Annotated in this window: 15 protein-coding genes; 3 read left to right on the top strand and 12 right to left on the bottom strand. The window is 45.9% G+C overall.

Features of this window, described 5'->3' with window-relative positions; genetic code table 11:
- Positions 1–9: 9 nt before the first annotated feature.
- The 10 genes from iolG to iolE all read right to left on the bottom strand — a co-directional run bounded on the left by iolG (position 10) and on the right by iolE (position 10,918).
- Positions 10–993, bottom strand: coding sequence for an inositol 2-dehydrogenase (gene iolG, locus VME0621_RS17710; protein ID WP_062460174.1), 984 nt, complete (start codon positions 991–993; stop codon positions 10–12).
- Positions 994–1,106: 113 nt separating this feature from the next.
- Positions 1,107–1,937 carry a 5-deoxy-glucuronate isomerase gene (gene iolB, locus VME0621_RS17705; protein WP_062460172.1) on the bottom strand — a complete coding sequence of 277 codons (831 nt, stop codon included), beginning with the start codon at positions 1,935–1,937 and terminating at the stop codon, positions 1,107–1,109.
- A gap of 140 nt (positions 1,938–2,077) precedes the next feature.
- Complete coding sequence (locus VME0621_RS17700) at positions 2,078–2,902, bottom strand: sugar phosphate isomerase/epimerase family protein (protein ID WP_062460170.1); 825 nt, start codon at positions 2,900–2,902, stop codon at positions 2,078–2,080.
- Between the two features lie 98 nt (positions 2,903–3,000).
- Positions 3,001–3,834 carry a MurR/RpiR family transcriptional regulator gene (locus VME0621_RS17695; protein ID WP_062460168.1) on the bottom strand — a complete coding sequence of 278 codons (834 nt, stop codon included), beginning with the start codon at positions 3,832–3,834 and terminating at the stop codon, positions 3,001–3,003.
- Between the two features lie 76 nt (positions 3,835–3,910).
- Positions 3,911–4,738 carry a class II fructose-bisphosphate aldolase gene (locus VME0621_RS17690; protein WP_006070649.1) on the bottom strand — a complete coding sequence of 276 codons (828 nt, stop codon included), beginning with the start codon at positions 4,736–4,738 and terminating at the stop codon, positions 3,911–3,913.
- Between the two features lie 10 nt (positions 4,739–4,748).
- Positions 4,749–5,618 carry a 5-deoxy-glucuronate isomerase gene (locus tag VME0621_RS17685; protein WP_062460166.1) on the bottom strand — a complete coding sequence of 290 codons (870 nt, stop codon included), beginning with the start codon at positions 5,616–5,618 and terminating at the stop codon, positions 4,749–4,751.
- A gap of 166 nt (positions 5,619–5,784) precedes the next feature.
- Positions 5,785–6,780 (bottom strand): 5-dehydro-2-deoxygluconokinase, encoded by a 996-nt coding sequence (iolC, locus tag VME0621_RS17680; RefSeq protein ID WP_006070647.1) that lies wholly within the window; start codon positions 6,778–6,780, stop codon positions 5,785–5,787.
- 11 nt (positions 6,781–6,791) lie between these two features.
- Positions 6,792–7,967 (bottom strand): Gfo/Idh/MocA family protein, encoded by a 1,176-nt coding sequence (locus VME0621_RS17675; protein WP_062460164.1) that lies wholly within the window; start codon positions 7,965–7,967, stop codon positions 6,792–6,794.
- A gap of 73 nt (positions 7,968–8,040) precedes the next feature.
- Positions 8,041–9,912: a 3D-(3,5/4)-trihydroxycyclohexane-1,2-dione acylhydrolase (decyclizing) gene (iolD, locus tag VME0621_RS17670; protein WP_062460161.1), complete on the bottom strand. Its 1,872-nt coding sequence runs from the start codon at positions 9,910–9,912 to the stop codon at positions 8,041–8,043.
- Positions 9,913–10,024: 112 nt separating this feature from the next.
- Positions 10,025–10,918 carry a myo-inosose-2 dehydratase gene (iolE, locus tag VME0621_RS17665; protein ID WP_006070644.1) on the bottom strand — a complete coding sequence of 298 codons (894 nt, stop codon included), beginning with the start codon at positions 10,916–10,918 and terminating at the stop codon, positions 10,025–10,027.
- 550 nt (positions 10,919–11,468) lie between these two features.
- Between iolE and VME0621_RS17660 the strand changes: the two genes are divergently transcribed.
- Positions 11,469–12,911 carry a sugar porter family MFS transporter gene (locus tag VME0621_RS17660; RefSeq protein ID WP_062460159.1) on the top strand — a complete coding sequence of 481 codons (1,443 nt, stop codon included), beginning with the start codon at positions 11,469–11,471 and terminating at the stop codon, positions 12,909–12,911.
- Positions 12,912–13,000: 89 nt separating this feature from the next.
- Positions 13,001–13,903, top strand: a complete 903-nt coding sequence (locus tag VME0621_RS17655) for a LysR family transcriptional regulator (RefSeq protein WP_062460157.1) — start codon at positions 13,001–13,003, stop codon at positions 13,901–13,903.
- Between the two features lies 1 nt (position 13,904).
- Here VME0621_RS17655 and VME0621_RS17650 read toward each other — a convergent pair whose 3' ends face one another.
- Positions 13,905–14,666 (bottom strand): sulfite exporter TauE/SafE family protein, encoded by a 762-nt coding sequence (locus VME0621_RS17650; RefSeq protein ID WP_082795530.1) that lies wholly within the window; start codon positions 14,664–14,666, stop codon positions 13,905–13,907.
- Positions 14,667–14,668: 2 nt separating this feature from the next.
- Complete coding sequence (locus VME0621_RS17645) at positions 14,669–15,556, bottom strand: sugar phosphate isomerase/epimerase family protein (RefSeq protein WP_062460155.1); 888 nt, start codon at positions 15,554–15,556, stop codon at positions 14,669–14,671.
- A 194-nt stretch (positions 15,557–15,750) separates the two neighbouring features.
- Here VME0621_RS17645 and VME0621_RS17640 point away from each other — a divergent pair, with 194 nt between their 5' ends.
- Positions 15,751–16,956 (top strand): acetyl-CoA C-acetyltransferase, encoded by a 1,206-nt coding sequence (locus tag VME0621_RS17640; protein WP_062460153.1) that lies wholly within the window; start codon positions 15,751–15,753, stop codon positions 16,954–16,956.
- Positions 16,957–16,959 lie beyond the last annotated feature (3 nt).

Genomic DNA, 16,959 nt, shown 5'->3' with positions numbered 1-16,959 from the left:
CGTCAAGAGCTAGATAAAGACCGTTCGCTTGCTATTCATTGACTCAATTGCGGCGTCTGCTAAACGCAGTGCAAACTCGCCATCGATACCGGAACAATTAGGCTTACCACCATTAAGAATGTCTACGAAGTGTTGCCACTCCGCAATGTACGCATCTTTATATCTCTCTAAGAAGAAGTGTAGTGGTTTCGCACATTCTACTCCTTGATCAGAAGTCATACTTATCAGGTTCTCACGGACGTTTTCCGCTTGAAGCATGCCTTTCTCGCCGTGCAGTTCAATACGCTGATCGTAGCCGTAACCAGACTTACGACTATTCTGAATCGTAGCGATTGCACCAGACGCAAAGTTCAATACAATCACTCCGGTATCAATGTCACCTGCCTTTCCGATCTCAGGGTCTATTTTACAACTGCCATGAGCAGTGACCGAGACTGGATCTTCACCCAAAATGAATCTCGCCATATCAAGATCATGGATAGTCATATCACGGAACATGCCACCAGATACTTTACTGTATTCTGCAGGTGGCGGCTCTGGGTCGCGAGAGGTAATCGTCAATGTCGCAGGCTCACCTACTTCACCTTCTACCACACGTTGTTTCAGGTTCGAAAAGTGAGGGTCAAAACGGCGATTAAAACCGACAAGTAAAGGAACCTTATATTGTTCAACAACACCCAAGCAATCACGAACTCGGCTTGAATCGAGATCGATCGGCTTTTCGCAGAAGATCGTTTTACCAGCTTTCGCGCCCAGTTCAATCAAATCAGCGTGAGTATCGGTAGCGGAGCAAATACATACCGCATCAACACTTGTGTCGGCCATTGCGTCTTCAATAGATTGACGTTTAGCACCATATTGGTCGCATAAAAGATTGGCATTGACATCATAAGGGTCAATCACCGAATACAAGTTAGTTTCAGGGTGATTGGCAATGTTCACAGCATGAACTTGCCCAATGCGCCCAGCTCCAAACAGCGCGATATTATACATTCTGCACTCCTTCCTTTGCTTGTCGTTAGTCCAACTCGATGGTGAGTCAAACCAAAATAAGTTGCTCATGAGCGGCATGGTTTCGGGAGGTAGCCATATAACACTCATCGCGATTACATGTAGTCCTCAGAATTAATCCATGCATGAGGACCCTCCCAACTGAACAACCATTTGCGCTTAGGTCCGGCCATTACATTCAGGTAATAGCTGTCATAGCCTGCAATGGTAGCTACAGGGTGGTAACCTTTTGGCACCATGACCACGTCTTTGTCATACACCGCCATGCACTCATCTAATTCCCTATCATCGGTGTACACGCGCTGCATACAAAAGCCTTGAGACGGGTCTAAGCGATGATAATAAGTTTCTTCTAAATAGGTTTCTTGGCCGTCGATATCTTGGTCGTGTTTATGGCTAGGATAAGAACTCGTACAGCCCTCTTCAGTAAAGACCTCGACAACGAGTAGGCTGTCCGCGAGTTTGTTATCTGGGAGAATATTATGTACGTACCTTTGGTTCTGTCGCTTACCTCGGTGTTCAGCATCAACATCTTGAGGGGCGATATGACGAGTCGAAAAAGTACCTTCACTTGGCGCTTCGCAAACCGCCAGTTCCAAATCCGTTTCGGCCAGTACGTGGACACTTTGTTGGGGCGCGACATACACTGAGTGTGGCTTAATACGCTGTTGGTTTTTATCTTTTTCGAATGGCGACATACGTTCACCAATATTACTAAATACCTGATTATTGACCGTCACAGTTGCTCTTCCCGACACCAAGACTAAGCACTTCTCGGTAGCCGTTTGATCAAGTATTAACACTTCCCCTTTTGCGATCTCATAGACTGAAAAGCCAACGTATTGCCAATTTGCACTCTCGGGCGTAATCGATTGAACACGAGAATCAAGAGATGGTTGAGAATACTTAGAAAGTAGATAAGACATTGGGAGCGCTCCGTTGCCAATGATGCTTTATGAAATATTTAATTCAATTATATTTATATGGAATATTTATTTCGTGACATAGACAACAAAGTCCACTTAATACGGAGAATATTTAACCGTTAAGTGGACATATCATTTGCTTAGAACAGGGCTTTCATACCTTTAAGCATCTTAGTAGCGACATCGTAATAATCTTGCTCCCACATTTGATCATTTAGATATTCTCCCGAATAGAAGCCTTGGTAACCCGTAGACTGGATGGCATCAACCCACTCAGATAAAGGAATATCGCCTTGCCCAATAAAGTGACCACGCAACTCTCTTTCATCTGGCCAAGCTGCTCCTTCTTCAGGGCGAGTACCATCTGAAATATGGACGTTGTAGATAAGGGAGGGATCAATGTTGGCGATTTGCTTGAGACTTGCGCCTCGGCATGCCCAAAAATGCCAGGTATCGAGAACAAAACCAAAGTTGTCGCGCCCTACAGCATCTAACAAACGATAGTAATCGTCGAGCGAAGCAATAGGAGTCCATGCTGCACCCTCATATTGAAAGCGAATGCCATAATCTTGACCTATATCCGCAATCGAACGTACATTTTGAGCTGTCAGCTCAATATTTTGCTCTAAAGTGAGTCCGTTCAATGCTTCAAAGGCATTAAGTTGAATGGTAGGTGCACCTATTTGCTGAGCGAACTGACATAACACTTCCGCATCTTGAAACAATTGAGCTTTCGACGCTTTATCCGTCACTTCGATGGCGCCAATAATATCAATCGCTGTAGGCTCTATGTTGAAATGATCTAAACGCTGTTTAAATTGCTCTGCGGATAGGCCGGCTTTAATGTAGCGCCAGAGTTTTTCGGTGTGGATTTCTAACCCTTGATACCCAGTATCATGAGCTAAACGAATGTCTGAAATAACATTGCTGTGGAGTGAACACATTCCATGTAAAGCATAACGCATAGTGGATCTCCTTGAATTTTGGCAACAAGAAGCTAAGCCTTGATGCATTTGCTTTACAAGGCTTACTCTTTAATAGTCTGGATGTTCATTAATTGTGATTAATTTACTTCGCGGCACATTAAGCTAACCGCTAATGTCTGAGCTAGGTACATTGAACTACTCAACGAACGGAACCCCATTACCTCGCCTTCTTGCACTTCAAAACACACTTCCATCTTACTGCCTTGAGGTGTCATCTGATTGTCGGTGATGGCGATAATAGGCATGTTCTTTTTGTGTGCTTCGTCAATTAGATCACTGGTTTCTTGCGCGTAAGGGTTGAATGTCACCGTGAACAGCACATCGTTTTCGTTCATACGACGCGTCATGGGTGACAACATGCCACCGTGATCATCTAAGAGCACAACGTTGTTATCCGATTTCATTAACGCATACCAGAGGTAGAACGCCACAGGGTAAGCTCGGCGCATCCCTTGAATGTAGATGGTTTCCGCCCCTTCAAGCATGGCCACAGCACGTTCCAATTTCTGTGGCGACACCATAACTTGAAGTTGTTCAAGCGCCTCAATATTAGCATCACCAAAATCTTGAAAGATGGCCTGTGGCGAATCGTGTGGAACATCTTCCATCTCACGTGCTTTACGAACACGTTCTTTGTAGTCTCTAGGACGATTCAAATACTGATCTCTAAACAGTATCTGCATAGACGTGAAGCCATCAAAGCCCATCGCATTGGAGAATCGACTTAGTGTCGACAACGGTACATTGGCTTGTTGGGCGATGGTTGCCATGGTTTCTACGGCGACCAGCATTGGCTGTTCCATGACAAAGTCGGCTACCTGCTGCAGCCTGCTGCTCAGGCCGTCATAGCGTTTCACGATAAGTTCGCGTAACGAATCTAAATCAGCGGGTACTTTTACTTCTACATCCATAGTGATAACGCTCTCCTATTCGAACGCAATAAACAGTCAACCGGTCCCCTTCCCAAATTAGGTTGGGGACTCTATTTTATGATAATAATTCAAAGTTGCGAATCGCTTCTTGCTTAACATACGGCATTGCTTTCTGCATAAAGTAGATTCGATCAAATTTCTGCGGTTCATCATTCATATAACCGCGCAAGTTGTGACCAAGAGCTTGACGCAAACAGGTACCAATATTGAATTTTGATACGCGACTCTGTTTCAACTTAAGCATGTCTTCATCGCGAATACCGCTCGTTCCGTGAATGACTAAAGGTACCGTGACCTCATTGGCAATACGATCTAAGCGCCCAAAGTCGATAGTACAGGTTGGCTCGGTCAAACGATGAATATTACCTACCGAGATTGCTACACAGTCAACGCCACTTTCTTGGGCAAATCTAGCAGCATCCTCGGGCTCAGTATAGATAGATTTGATATGGTCACGTCCCTCTTCGTAAGGTACTGAGCCAATCTCACCTTCTACAGAAGCACCCAGTGCGTGAGCCACTTCGACTACTTTTTTTGTGCGAGCGATGTTTTCGTCCAGAGTCAGTTGAGAGCCATCAAACATAACCGAGCTGAAACCCGCTTTAAGCGCACGATAGACAATGTCTTCTTCATAAGTATGGTCCAAATGTAGGCAAACCGGTACGCTGCTCTTGTGAGCGAGGTTGAGGAACATCGCCGCAGCGGTTTCCACACCATAAAAATCAACAACGTCTTTATTACAAGCCAGAATGACAGGCTTACCAACTTCTTCCGCCGCTTCTACCACTGCTCTTGCGTCTTCGAAACCGAAAATATTAAAGCAAGGTACTGAATAATCAGAAGCCGCCGCATCAGGTAATAGGTCATTAAGATTCACTAACATGCTTTGTCTCCTATTTGAACTTCGCAATCATATCTTTGATACCTGGAATGGTATTCACTTGATATTCATGGTGAGGGTCAAAGTGTTGAACCAGAGACTTGTCAGTCTTCCCAACAATAATGGTGAAGTAATACATCTCATAGCCCGGCGCCGCCACACTTGGGTGGTAACCTTTGTCGATAGCGATTACTGAGCCGGTTTTAACGTGATAAACCGGACCATGGTCATCTTCATGTTCATACAAGAACTGAGCACCAAAGCCGAAATCAGGGTTAAAACGGAACTGATACACTTCTTCGTATAGTGTTTCTCGGCTGCCATCTTCTTTCACACGATCTTCATCATGCTTATGTGGAGGGAAACCTGACCAACCACCAGCGCCAACCGTAAACAATTCGCTCACTAACAAACGACCGCGTTTGTCAGCATTTGATTGACCTAGAACATGTTTGATTTTACGGTGCGTTTTAGTGTCGTCTGAGCCGTATTGAACGATATCGACATTCTCTTCACGAACGCAGAACGGTTCTAGTGACGCTTCAAACTTACCGCCAGCAATCATGATGTCGGCATTCTCGCTGACACACTCTATTTGCGCTGTGTAACCAAGTGCTACATAAACCGCTTCTGGATTGCCGTCCCACACTGACGCACGTTTACCAATGTTGTCGAACACTTGGGTGTCTTGCCCATTAGTCACTGAAACACTACAAGTGCCACCAGCTAACACGATAACAGACTCATACCCTTCAACCTCATGGTTGAATGTGCCGCCTTGAGTCAAACAAACTTGGTTGAAATAACACAAAGGTGTGACTTCATCATTAATACCTACAATGGGTTCATTTTTATTATCGTAGGGTGGTATGTGTTTACCCATATTCTTTCTCCTCACTGCTCTTTTCTTTGAGCGCAGTTTCAATTCCCTAAACTTGTTCATTAATAAAAAAACCGGGCCACGATGGTGTGTATTTTCGCGAGTATCTGAGGTCGAAATACCGGCCCGGGAGACTAAATACTGTCTTCAATCACATCAGTCGATGCCACTAAACACCTTGGTTTCTTGTCTCAATAAAATCAAAAAGCTGCTCTTTCGTTGGCATAGCTTCGGTACAGCTATCACCACTGACATTAATCGCAGCCGCAGCGGATCCATTTCGCACGCCTTCTTGCAGTGTGCCACCATTCACTAAGGTCCAAATCAAACCACCAGCAAAGGAGTCACCAGAGCCAAATGGCTTATTCACTTCAACTCGGAAGATGCCTTGTTGGAACTTAGAGCCATCACGGCAATACACTTTCGAACCAAACTCACCAGCCTTAATCACCACAATCTGGGTGTTGTCGCGCATAAAGCGCTCTGCCGTGGCATCGTCATCCTTATTGCCCGGTGCAATCACCGTTTCCATCATGTCGAACTCTTCACGATTACCGATCACGATATCGGACAGGCTAGAGGCAATCCCGTAGTAGATAGAAGCATCAGTATCGGTGCGCCATGAATAAGGACGGTAGTCCACATCCAAGACAACCAAAGTGTTACTGCGACGCGCATGTTGCATCGCGATCAGCGTAGCTTCACGACTTGGGCTCTCAGAAAGTGCCGTGCCTGTCACCACCAAAACCTTTGAACTTGCGATATATTCAGGGTCGATTTGCTCTGGCTTTATCGTCAGATCAGAAGCATTATTTCGATAGATAAGGACCGTACAGTCACTTGGTTTCATCTCAGTGAAAGCGACCGAAGTGCGAGAGCCAGAGTTGTCAGTCATCATGCCGTCTAGGTTGATCCCCTGTCCTGACATGTAACCTTTTACATAGCCACCAAACGCATCATCGGCAACACAACCAATGAAACCCACTTTCCCACCTAGTTTGCTCACAGCGACCGCAATATTGGCCGCTGAACCACCAACAAACTTGTTGAAGCCCGACAAATCCGCCATATCGGTTTTTGATTCGCGGGCGTATAGATCCACACCCGCGCGTCCTAAAACGATGGCATCCAACGGTCTGTCATGTTGAAATGCAATTTTCGTCATCGTCTTTCCTATTATTTGTAGCTAACCCAAGCCGCGCCTTGGTCTGCAGACTCAACGCACTTCTCACACAAACGAACCCCTTCAATGCCCGCATCAATACCAGGGAACCAAATACCCGCAAGGGCTTCTTGGTCATCTCGGTCAGCTGCATCAAATGCCATAGCGAAACGGTGATATAGGTTAGCCCAAGACTCAAAGTAACCTTCGGCATGACCTCCACCAACACGGTTAGAGGCAACACCTTCTGCGTCTTGATACAAGTACCCCATGCCACGCTCTAGTACGCGAGGTGCTTCACCTTGTACTTCGTAACGAAGTTGGTTTGGATACTCATCCCACCATTCGATCGATGCTTTAGAGCCGACAATACGGATCTTCTGTTGATGCATCGAACCAGAGTTCACAGCCGATGCCCAAAGCGTACCAACTGCGCCGCCTTTGAACTTGATCATCACATGTGCGTTATCTTCAAGTGGCGCACGAGATTCGATAAAGCTTTGGCGCATACATGCCAAGCTATCAACTTCTAGTCCGGTCATTACCTCGTTGAGATAAAACGCATGGGTACCAATGTCACCTAACACATAAGTTGGACCTGATACTTCAGGGCTCACACGCCATTTCAAACCTGGGTCATTTTTCTCGTATTCTTCATTATGGAAGCCGTGAGCGAACTGCATATTGATGACACGAACCTCACCAAGGTCACCACGTTGCACCATTTCACGCGCCTGCTGGACCATAGGGAAACCTGTATAACCATACATCACACCAATAACACGATTGTTTTGCGCCGCGATAGTTTTTAGCTCTTGCGCTTCTTCAGTCGTAAAGGTGATTGGCTTTTCGCACACCACATGAAGCTTGGCTTCTAGTGCCGCTTTACAGATTTCGTAGTGAGTAGAGTTTGGCGTTGCAATAGAGACAGCTTGAATGCCATCTTCACGCTGTGCTTCTTGAGCAAACAACTCTTTATAGCTTGAGTAACAACGCTCTGGATCTAGGCCAAGATTGACGCCAAAATCGCGGCAACGATCAGCATCTAGGTCAAACGCACCCGCAACCAACTTAAACAATCCATCACGCTGTGCTGCATTGCGGTGAGAGTAACCAATTTGGCTACCACGACCACCACCTACCATTGCCCAACGAATTGGCTGTTCAAAATGACGCTCTTCATTAAACATGCTTGACTCCTTGTGTGGCTCCTAGTGTCTAGGAGCCGAGATTAAGTGTTAGAAAATTAAATAGAAATCTGAACTAGACACCGCGGCGCTGTGTGGCGCGGCCTTCTTCCCAACTCACCACTTTCTCTGCGACGTGGTCGTTGCGTGTTACCTCTGGTAGACCGACTTCCCACCAGCAATCGCACTTAGACCATGCTGCTGGCGATACTGGGTCAATATCAACCACGATAACGTAAGTACGGTCGGCTTCTTTAGCGCGTTGGAATGCTGCATCGAACTCATCTACCGACGTCAGCTTCTCACTGATCGCCCCTTGCGCTTCAGCGTGTTTAGCGAAGTCGACACGAGCCACTTCACCATCAGGACGACGACAGTCTTCAAGTAGGTTGTTAAAAGAGTCGTTACCCGTGTTGTTCTGAAGCTTGTTGATAACAGCAAAGCCACCGTTATCGCACACTACGACTATCATCTTGTGACCAGTAAGGACGGATGAGTAAATGTCTGAGTTTTGAATCAGGTAGGAGCCGTCACCGACAAGCACAACCACATCGTTGTCTGGGTTCGCCACTTTAGCGCCCCAACCGCCGGCAATTTCATAGCCCATGCATGAGAAACCAAACTCGATATCAAACTTGCCGATTTGGTAGTTTTGCCAGTTCATTGCTAATTCAGCAGGCAGGCCACCTGCGGCTGTCAGCACGGTATCACCCGGCTGCATGGATTTGTTCAGCTTACCAATCACTTCTGCGTATGAAGACAGTCCAGGTAACAGGTCGCCCTCTTGAGGGTTGGTACGACGATGAACGACCGCTTTCCACTCATCGGCCTGCTCTTTCGCAGTTTGAGCCCAGGCATTATCACCCTGCCAATCACCAAGTAACTTCGATAACTCAACCAAGCCACGTTTGGCATCACATTTGACTGGCAGCGCGCGGTGTTTTATCGCATCAAAACGGCCAACGTTAATAGTGATAAGCTTCATGTCTGGGTTCTTGAATACACTCCACGAACCTGTAGTAAAGTCTTGCAAACGAGTACCAATTGCGACGACAACATCCGCATGCGCCGCCATGTAGTTGGCCGAATCAGAGCCTGTCACACCAATAGGTCCTGCATTGAGCGGGTTGTCTTGCAACATCGTGGCACGACCCGCGATAGTCTCTACAACCGGAATATTGTGCTGTTTTGCGAATGCCGCGAGCTCATCAGTTGCAAGTGAGTAATGCACGCCACCACCAGATACAATCAGTGGTTTTTCCGCTTTCATCAGTACTGCTTTTGCGTCCTCAAGGTCAGCAATTTCTGGCTCTGGTCGACGAATACGGTGAACTTTTTCTTCGAAGAACACTTCAGGGAAATCGTAAGCAACGCCTTGAATATCTTGAGGAAGGCCGATAAATGCAGGTCCACAGGTCTCTGGATCAAGCATGGTGTCTATCGCTTGAGGCAATGAGTGCATCAGCTGTGAAGGCGAGATAATACGATCCCAGTAACGAGTTAGTGGTTTGAAAGCATCGTTACAAGTAATAGATGGGTCGTAGAAATTCTCCGGCTGTTGTAATACTGGGTCAGGTAAACGGCTTACGTATGCGTCCCCTGAAATCAATAGCACAGGAAGTCGGTTAGTGTGAGCAATACCCGCTGCGGTCACCATATTGGTTGCACCCGGACCAATTGAACTGGTCGCGATACCAATACGTCTGCGTTGGTTTGCTTTTGCATAAGCAATCGCCGCCGTCGCCATCGACTGTTCATTTTGACCACGCCAAGTCGGAATTTTGTCTTCAATGTTCTTAAGTTGCTGTCCAAAGCACGTCACGTTGCCGTGACCGAATATGGCAAAAGCGGTGCCGAAAAGTTGCTCTTTTTTTCCATCTATTTCGATAATTTGAGCAGCTAAGTATTGTGCAAGCGCTTCTGCGACAGTTAGGCGTACAGTTTTCATTCTATTCCTCGGTAGTCTCAACTTTGTCCATTCCATGAGTAAGCTACGTTTTGCATCCCTAACCCCGTAGCTTTGTGATGGGGAGCGCGGCTCCCCATCATCCAGAGCTCAATTACAAGCCGTATTTCTTCGCGTAACCTGTGATGTTCTCGTAAGCAGTTTTTGCGTAAGTTAGTGGGTGAGCTTTTGCTGGGTCTTGTTCAGCTTCAACCAATAACCAACCTTGATAGTTACGAGCTTTAAGCGCAGCAAACACGTCGTCATAGTCCACATCGCCCGTACCAGGGACAGTGAATACACCGTCAAGAACAGCATTTAAGAAGGATTTATCAGCTTCGCGAGCCGCTTTCATGACATCAAGACGAAGGTCTTTGAAATGCATGTGACCGATGCGATGACCCCAACGCTCAATCATAGTCACTGGGTTACCGCCACCGTATGTGATGTGGCCAGTGTCCAATGTTAGGAATACAGACTCACCCGTGAATTCCATCATAAGGTTGATGTCATCTTCTGTTTCACAGATAGTGCCAACATGATGGTGGAAAGAGAGCTTAATATCGTGTTCATTTAGTAGATAGTCAGCGACTTTGGTCAACTTCTCGCAGTACATTTTCCACTCATCCATTGATAAGATGACGCGCTGTGAAAGTGGTGTGTTGATGTCGCCATGGACAGTGTTGCTCACTTCACCATATACCATTGCTTTACAGCCTGCTGCCTTAAGAAGCTTGATGTGGTCTTGCATCGCTGCAATCTCTTCATCAGCAGTCATCGTCATTAGGTTGCCGCTATACCAACCTGACGCGAGTACAAGGCCGTGTTCTTTAAGTAGTGGTACTAATACTTCTGGCTCACGTGGATACTTGGTGCCTAGCTCTGTGCCTGTGAATCCAGCTTCAGCCATTTCACTTAAACACGTTTCCAAAGGGATCTCGCCACCAAGCTCTGGCATATCATCGTTGGTCCAAGTCAGTGGGCTAATTCCATATTGCACGTTGCTCATTTTTATTCTCCGACAATGTTTTAAAGATTTTCCAAGTGATTCAAAGCGCTCATGTTGATTAATTCATCGCCTTAGCAAACTTTGAATATCTCCTGTTGTTTCACTGAGGACTACTTTAGCCAAAAAAAACACCAATGAAAAATATTTTTCATAGCATCCAGTGAGATTTTCAAAACAAGATGAAATTGGAAAAAACCTATATAGCACGCGGCTTACCACTGTTTTTGATCTAGATCTCACTTTTGTTAATGTGTTATTTTTCAAGTATTTATAATATTTGTAGGATTTGAAAAAGATTTTTCATAGTTTGATGAAGATAACATTTTTGGACAAAATGACAGTTTTGCGGTAGTCGAAACAGGAAAGAGTCAATATGATTAAAACACCAGCAAAATGAAAAATAATTTTCAAACCACACAACTATAACATCTGCTGGACTTATAGAATGCCAATACTCGTACCCTACAAACCGAAGTATTGGGCGTTACCCAACTGGAACTGGTTCGATGGTAAAGGGACAGCTTTGGGGAATCTCAATAAGGAAAATAAAATGGAAGCAACATCCAAGGCAGAAGCACGAAAACACAATATTGCCTATATTGTTCGAATCTGCTGTATTGCAGCACTAGGCGGGATACTACTAGGATATGATACCGCGGTAATTTCAGGCGCCATTGGCCCTATTAGAGAACACTTTGGTTTAACCCCAGCACAAACTGGCTGGGCCGTATCCAGTGTTGTACTAGGCAGTATTATCGGCGCAGTCAGTGCCGGTTGGGCTGCTCTTAAATATGGCCGTCGCAACACCCTATTCATCGCAGCCGTGCTCTTTATGATATCGGCCATTGGTTCAGCGTTAGCCGCCACATTTAGCTTCTATGTCATCTTAAGAATTGTCGGTGGTGTTGCCGTTGGTCTGGCATGTGTTGTTTCCCCAATGTATATGTCTGAAGTCGCTCCTAAAGACTTTCGAGGGCGCGCCGTCAGTATGTTCCAACAGTCTGCCGTTATTGGTCAAACAGGTGTTTTCTACGTCAATTATCTTATCGCTAAAGGTATGTCAGAAGCTTGGTTAGTGGATCTAGGTTGGCGATGGATGCTGGGCTCCGAAGTGATTCCGGCGGCACTGTTTGCAGCGTTACTGTTTATTATTCCAGAGTCCCCTCGTTGGTTGGTACTCAAAGGGAGAATCGATGAAGCAAAAACCACACTGTCTAAAATCTCTAACCCAAAACATGCAGAACAACTTATTCTAGAAATCCAAGACTCCCTTAAAGACAGTTTAAGCACTGCTAAGAACAAAGTGAGTTTACGCTCTCCTCTCTTATTCGCTATTCTTGTCATCGGTACCTTTGTTGCTGCGGCGCAACAGTTAACGGGTATCAACGTCATCATGTATTACACCCCTGAGATCCTGAAACCGATTACGGGCTCTACAGAAAACGCTCTATTCCAAACTACCTTCGTTGGCGTGGTATTCATTCTAGGTAATGCGCTTGGCATGTATCTTATCGACAAAGTCGGACGTCTACCGCTAATGAAATACGGTACCTTCGGCTGTGCACTTGGTATGTTTGTTGTGGGCTATGTTTTGTATCAACAAACGGAAGGTTATGCCGCCTTGTTCGCGCTATGTCTATACGTTGTTTCCTATGCCACTTCATGGGGCTGCGCATGTTGGACCATGATTTCTGAGATTTTCCCGAACAGCATCCGCTCTAGAGCGATGGCGATCGCCGTTGGTGCTCAATGGTTTACTGGCTTTATCGTCACTCAATCTTTCCCTATGCTCAACGAAAATGCCTATCTAAAAGAGAACTTTAATGGTGCATTTGCGTTCTGGTTATTTGCGATTCTTTCTATCATCTGTATGTACGTTGTTGTTAAGTATGTGCCTGAAACCAAAGGCGTCAGTCTGGAAAAAATGGAAGAAGCCATGGCGAAAAAATTGGGCAAAAAAGTGCCACAGTCCACATCTGAAGCACGTGCTTAATCAATAAGACTCCACAACAAAACGGGAACAGGCTAACTTAAGGTCTGTTCCTTTTTTGTTTTTAACCTGGCCAACACAATGAGGCGTTTATGCTCGATAAAATGGCGTTTTTTGTTTACGTGATTCGCTCTGGCTCCATTTCTTCTGCGGCACGACGATTCAATATTTCAGTTTCGGCTGGCAGCCGCTGGTTACAGGAACTTGAAAACCACTTTGGAACCACTTTGTGTCGTCGTTCAAATCGACTTTTGGAAGCCACTCAGGCCGGTCAAACTCTATTCGAAGAATTCTCCCCCCTAGTCGATAGCGCAGAACGCATCAGCAGAAAGCTAGAAGATTACCAGTCACAAGAAAAAGGCCATATCGACATCGTCTGCACGCCTGTCTATGCCAATCATTATTTGATGGATATGATTGCCCAATACTCCAAGGCTCACCCAGACGTGACATTTAATATCAACGTCACGCCTTGGGCGTTAGACCATGCAAGTACCTCTGACTTAATGATCAGCGCCAATGCCAGCTTCCAAGGTTATCGCGAAAAAGATTTACTGCTGGTGAAGCGAGAATTGATGCAATGTCCGTTTATTGTCGTCGCCTCTCCACAATATCTTGAATCGCACAACCTACCTTCTCACCCTAGTGACTTGGCTCAACACCCTTGTTTGATCGCCACCACGCTCACCGGAAGTAACGATTGGATCTTTCGTCAGCAAGCGGAAAATATCATTTTAAAAGTACCGAAAACCGTTGAGGTTAATGATAGTGATTTGTTGCTAAGAGGGGCTTTGAATGGAATTGGAATTGCGTACCTGCCAGAGTTTGTCGCGAGAAGTTACATTGATAATGGTAAGCTAATCGCACTACTGCCCGACTATCAAACCAGTATTTGGAGTTTAAATCTGTATTATCATTCGCCGCAGACCGCCTCTCCCACGGCGACAAAATTTAAGGATTTTTTGCTTGTCAGCAAAGAAGAAGGGCATAGCTGACTTATACCATCACGAAGCTTTGTATCGCGTCGTAACATAGCTTCGCACCAGATAAAAATAAGAACGCGTAGCAAAGCTGATAGATTCGCTCCTGACTAACTTTATGAAGTAGCATTACACCAAGTTTCACTCCCACGGGAGCGAACGGAATAAGTAACAATGCAGTGAATAAATTAGTTTCATCAAACTCCCCCAGCGCCACATATGGGACTACTTTTACCACATTGATAATGGCAAACAGCACCGCCATAGTTGCGATAAGTGTGACTTTCTCTAAGCGCAGTGGCAGCAAGTAAATACTTGCTGGGCCACCGCCTGCATGAATAGCCGTACTGGAAAACCCGCCCAATGCACTCCAAAACCACGCGCTCAATTTGCCTGGAGCCGATGACGACTGTTTACCGCCAAACCAGTGCTGAAAACAAAAAGCCAAAGACAGCAAACCTATGGTGAGTTTTAGGCCAATTTCAGGTGTCACACTTAAGAATAACCCCGCGAGCACCACACCTAGAATCGAGCCGGGAAGCATTTGCTTTAAGATCTGATAATCAGCGTTCTTGTAATGATGACGAACGGCGAACGCATCCATAACAATAAGAATGGGCAGTAAAATAGCCGCTGCCTGAGTAGGAGAGATGATGAGTGCCATTAACGGAACCGCGATGATCCCCAATGCCCCTCCTAGCCCACCTTTACCTATGCCATAAATCAACACAGCAGGTATTGCCATTATGTAAAACCAAGGATCGCTGACTATCGGCATGGTTAGACTCCTAACGAAGCGAGGTAGTTGCGGCTGCGCTGAAGGTCAACTTTTACCTGTTGCGACTGTTTAACGTTGTGCTCGTGTTCCACAACTAACCACCCTTGATAGTCAATTGATTTTAAACTAGCAATGACTTGATTGAGTTTGATATCGCCGTCTCCAAGTGGAGTAACAAGCCCGTCAGAATAGGCATCAAACCACGGCTGTTTGTCTCTAATTGCTACACGTAACTTGTCGATAGATACATCTTTCAAATGAACATGCTCGATTCTATCCGCATACTGTCTGATTAGGCTCAAAGGGTCCATTCCATCTAAAAACGTATGACCAATATCGAGACATAATCCAAGTTCGGAATCGGAAAATTGATGCAATACAAACTCTATCTCATCTTTAAACCCGATATACCCACCAACACCGGGATGCAGTAAACAACGCAATCCATGCTTCTGAGCTAGGCTAATGATTTGTCTCATGTTGTTGATGAGGTGATGTTTCTGTTCTGAGGTTAATCGCGGTGCTGTCGCACTTTGACCAAGACTACCAAAGCGCTCAGGATGATTGCCTTCCATAAGCAGTAACGTACCCACTCCTAGCGCCTTTAAACGAGCGCACGTTTTCTCAGTTTGGTTGAGAATTGCTGGCATTTTTTCGCTGTCACTAAAGGGTTGTTGCAGCTTACCAGCACATATTTCTAGTCCTCGCGTTCGGCACGCACTTTTGGTCAGCATCGACTCCTCTGGAAAGTAGCCGTCTGGCCCCAGTTCAATACCACGATATCCGCAGTCACTTGCCTCCATTAGCACTTTACCCCAACTTGGGTTTAGCCCATTGTCTGGCTCTTCGATACCCCAACAGCAAGGGGCGCAAGCTATTCGATTATGCATAACGTTTTCTCCAATTATCCTGATACCAAGATAAAAGTGTTAATAATGAAAAGACGTGATCAACCACCAATTTGGTATTTGCATTTATGCAAAGCCGCTTTGAATTCTTGTCTATAACACTTTGCCGCCTCTCCCTTTTAGACTGAAACAAAGCGCTCAAACAGACGCATTATTTAAGGTATTGGGAGACAGAGATGGAACGAATTTTTATTGTCGCAGCAAAACGCACCCCTATAGGGAGCTTCAATGGTTCACTTAGCTCATTATCCGCAGTTGAGCTTGGTGCACACGCGATTCAAGCCACAATCGAGCAGGCTGATATTGCGCCAGACCTGATCGATGAAGTGATCGTAGGCAATGTGTTAACCGGAGGTTCTGGTATGGGTCCTGCCCGCCAAGCGGCTATTAAAGCGGGGATCCCAGATTCCGTTCCTGCCTACACCCTTAACATGATCTGTGGCAGTGGAATGAAAGTCGTAATGGATGGCGCAAGCCACATTCGAGCAGGCGATGCCGACATCGTCATGGCTTGTGGAATGGAAAGTATGTCCAACGCGCCCTTTATCGCCAACGGTCAAATCCGACGCGGATATAAAATGGGCCATCAAAACCTTGAAGACAGCATCATTAAGGATGGGCTGACTGATGCGTTCCACCAATACCATATGGGTATCACGGCAGAAAACATCGCCAAGAAATTTGAACTAACACGTGAAGAGCAAGATGCTTTTGCACTGGCGAGTCAAAAGAAAGCTGTCCACGCCTTAGAAAGCGGTGATTTCACCAACGAAGTTGCCCCACTCACTATTATAAGCCGCCGGCGTCAAACTGAAGTAAAAAGTGACGAATACCCAAAACCCGATTGCACCTACGAAGCTTTACAAAAACTCAGACCTGCATTCACCGCCGAAGGGACGGTTACCGCAGGTAATGCATCTGGCATCAATGACGGTGGTTCAGCCATTCTATTGGCCTCTGAATCCGCAGTACAACGTCATGGTTTAATACCACTTGCAGAGCTTATTGAATACGGACAAGGGGCTATCGCGCCCGAGGTTATGGGACTTGGTCCAGTTCCCGCGATTGCCAACGCACTAAATAAAGCCAATTTGTCGATAACTGATATTGATGTGTTCGAGCTTAACGAAGCCTTCGCAGCCCAAGCTCTTGGCGTTGCTCATTCATTAGCGGAACAACACAACATTGATGTGCCATGGCTATTAGAGCGAACCAATTTAAGTGGTGGAGCGATCGCACTCGGCCACCCTATCGGAGCGTCAGGTAACCGGATTCTTACCACTCTTGTCTATCAATTGCATCGAACTCAGAGTGATTTGGGTTTGGCTTCATTGTGTATCGGTGGCGGCATGGGCACAGCCGTCATTATCAAACGTTGTTAAAGA

It is taken from the genome of Vibrio mediterranei (genome assembly GCF_900088415.1).
GTDB lineage: Bacteria > Pseudomonadota > Gammaproteobacteria > Enterobacterales > Vibrionaceae > Vibrio > Vibrio mediterranei.
The sequence above is the reverse complement of the archived record's forward strand: the minus strand, read 5'-3'. Positions and strand labels throughout refer to the sequence as shown.

Coding starts and splice junctions, on each gene's coding strand:
- iolB (WP_062460172.1), bottom strand. CDS start 1,937: ATGTCTTATCTACTTTCTAAGTATTCTCAACCATCTCTTGATTCTCGT.
- VME0621_RS17675 (WP_062460164.1), bottom strand. CDS start 7,967: ATGTTTAATGAAGAGCGTCATTTTGAACAGCCAATTCGTTGGGCAATG.
- VME0621_RS17645 (WP_062460155.1), bottom strand. CDS start 15,556: ATGCATAATCGAATAGCTTGCGCCCCTTGCTGTTGGGGTATCGAAGAG.
- iolC (WP_006070647.1), bottom strand. CDS start 6,780: ATGACGAAAATTGCATTTCAACATGACAGACCGTTGGATGCCATCGTT.
- VME0621_RS17640 (WP_062460153.1), top strand. CDS start 15,751: ATGGAACGAATTTTTATTGTCGCAGCAAAACGCACCCCTATAGGGAGC.
- VME0621_RS17655 (WP_062460157.1), top strand. CDS start 13,001: ATGCTCGATAAAATGGCGTTTTTTGTTTACGTGATTCGCTCTGGCTCC.
- VME0621_RS17660 (WP_062460159.1), top strand. CDS start 11,469: ATGGAAGCAACATCCAAGGCAGAAGCACGAAAACACAATATTGCCTAT.
- iolG (WP_062460174.1), bottom strand. CDS start 993: ATGTATAATATCGCGCTGTTTGGAGCTGGGCGCATTGGGCAAGTTCAT.
- iolD (WP_062460161.1), bottom strand. CDS start 9,912: ATGAAAACTGTACGCCTAACTGTCGCAGAAGCGCTTGCACAATACTTA.
- VME0621_RS17685 (WP_062460166.1), bottom strand. CDS start 5,618: ATGGGTAAACACATACCACCCTACGATAATAAAAATGAACCCATTGTA.
- VME0621_RS17700 (WP_062460170.1), bottom strand. CDS start 2,902: ATGCGTTATGCTTTACATGGAATGTGTTCACTCCACAGCAATGTTATT.
- VME0621_RS17650 (WP_082795530.1), bottom strand. CDS start 14,666: ATGCCGATAGTCAGCGATCCTTGGTTTTACATAATGGCAATACCTGCT.
- VME0621_RS17690 (WP_006070649.1), bottom strand. CDS start 4,738: ATGTTAGTGAATCTTAATGACCTATTACCTGATGCGGCGGCTTCTGAT.
- iolE (WP_006070644.1), bottom strand. CDS start 10,918: ATGAGCAACGTGCAATATGGAATTAGCCCACTGACTTGGACCAACGAT.
- VME0621_RS17695 (WP_062460168.1), bottom strand. CDS start 3,834: ATGGATGTAGAAGTAAAAGTACCCGCTGATTTAGATTCGTTACGCGAA.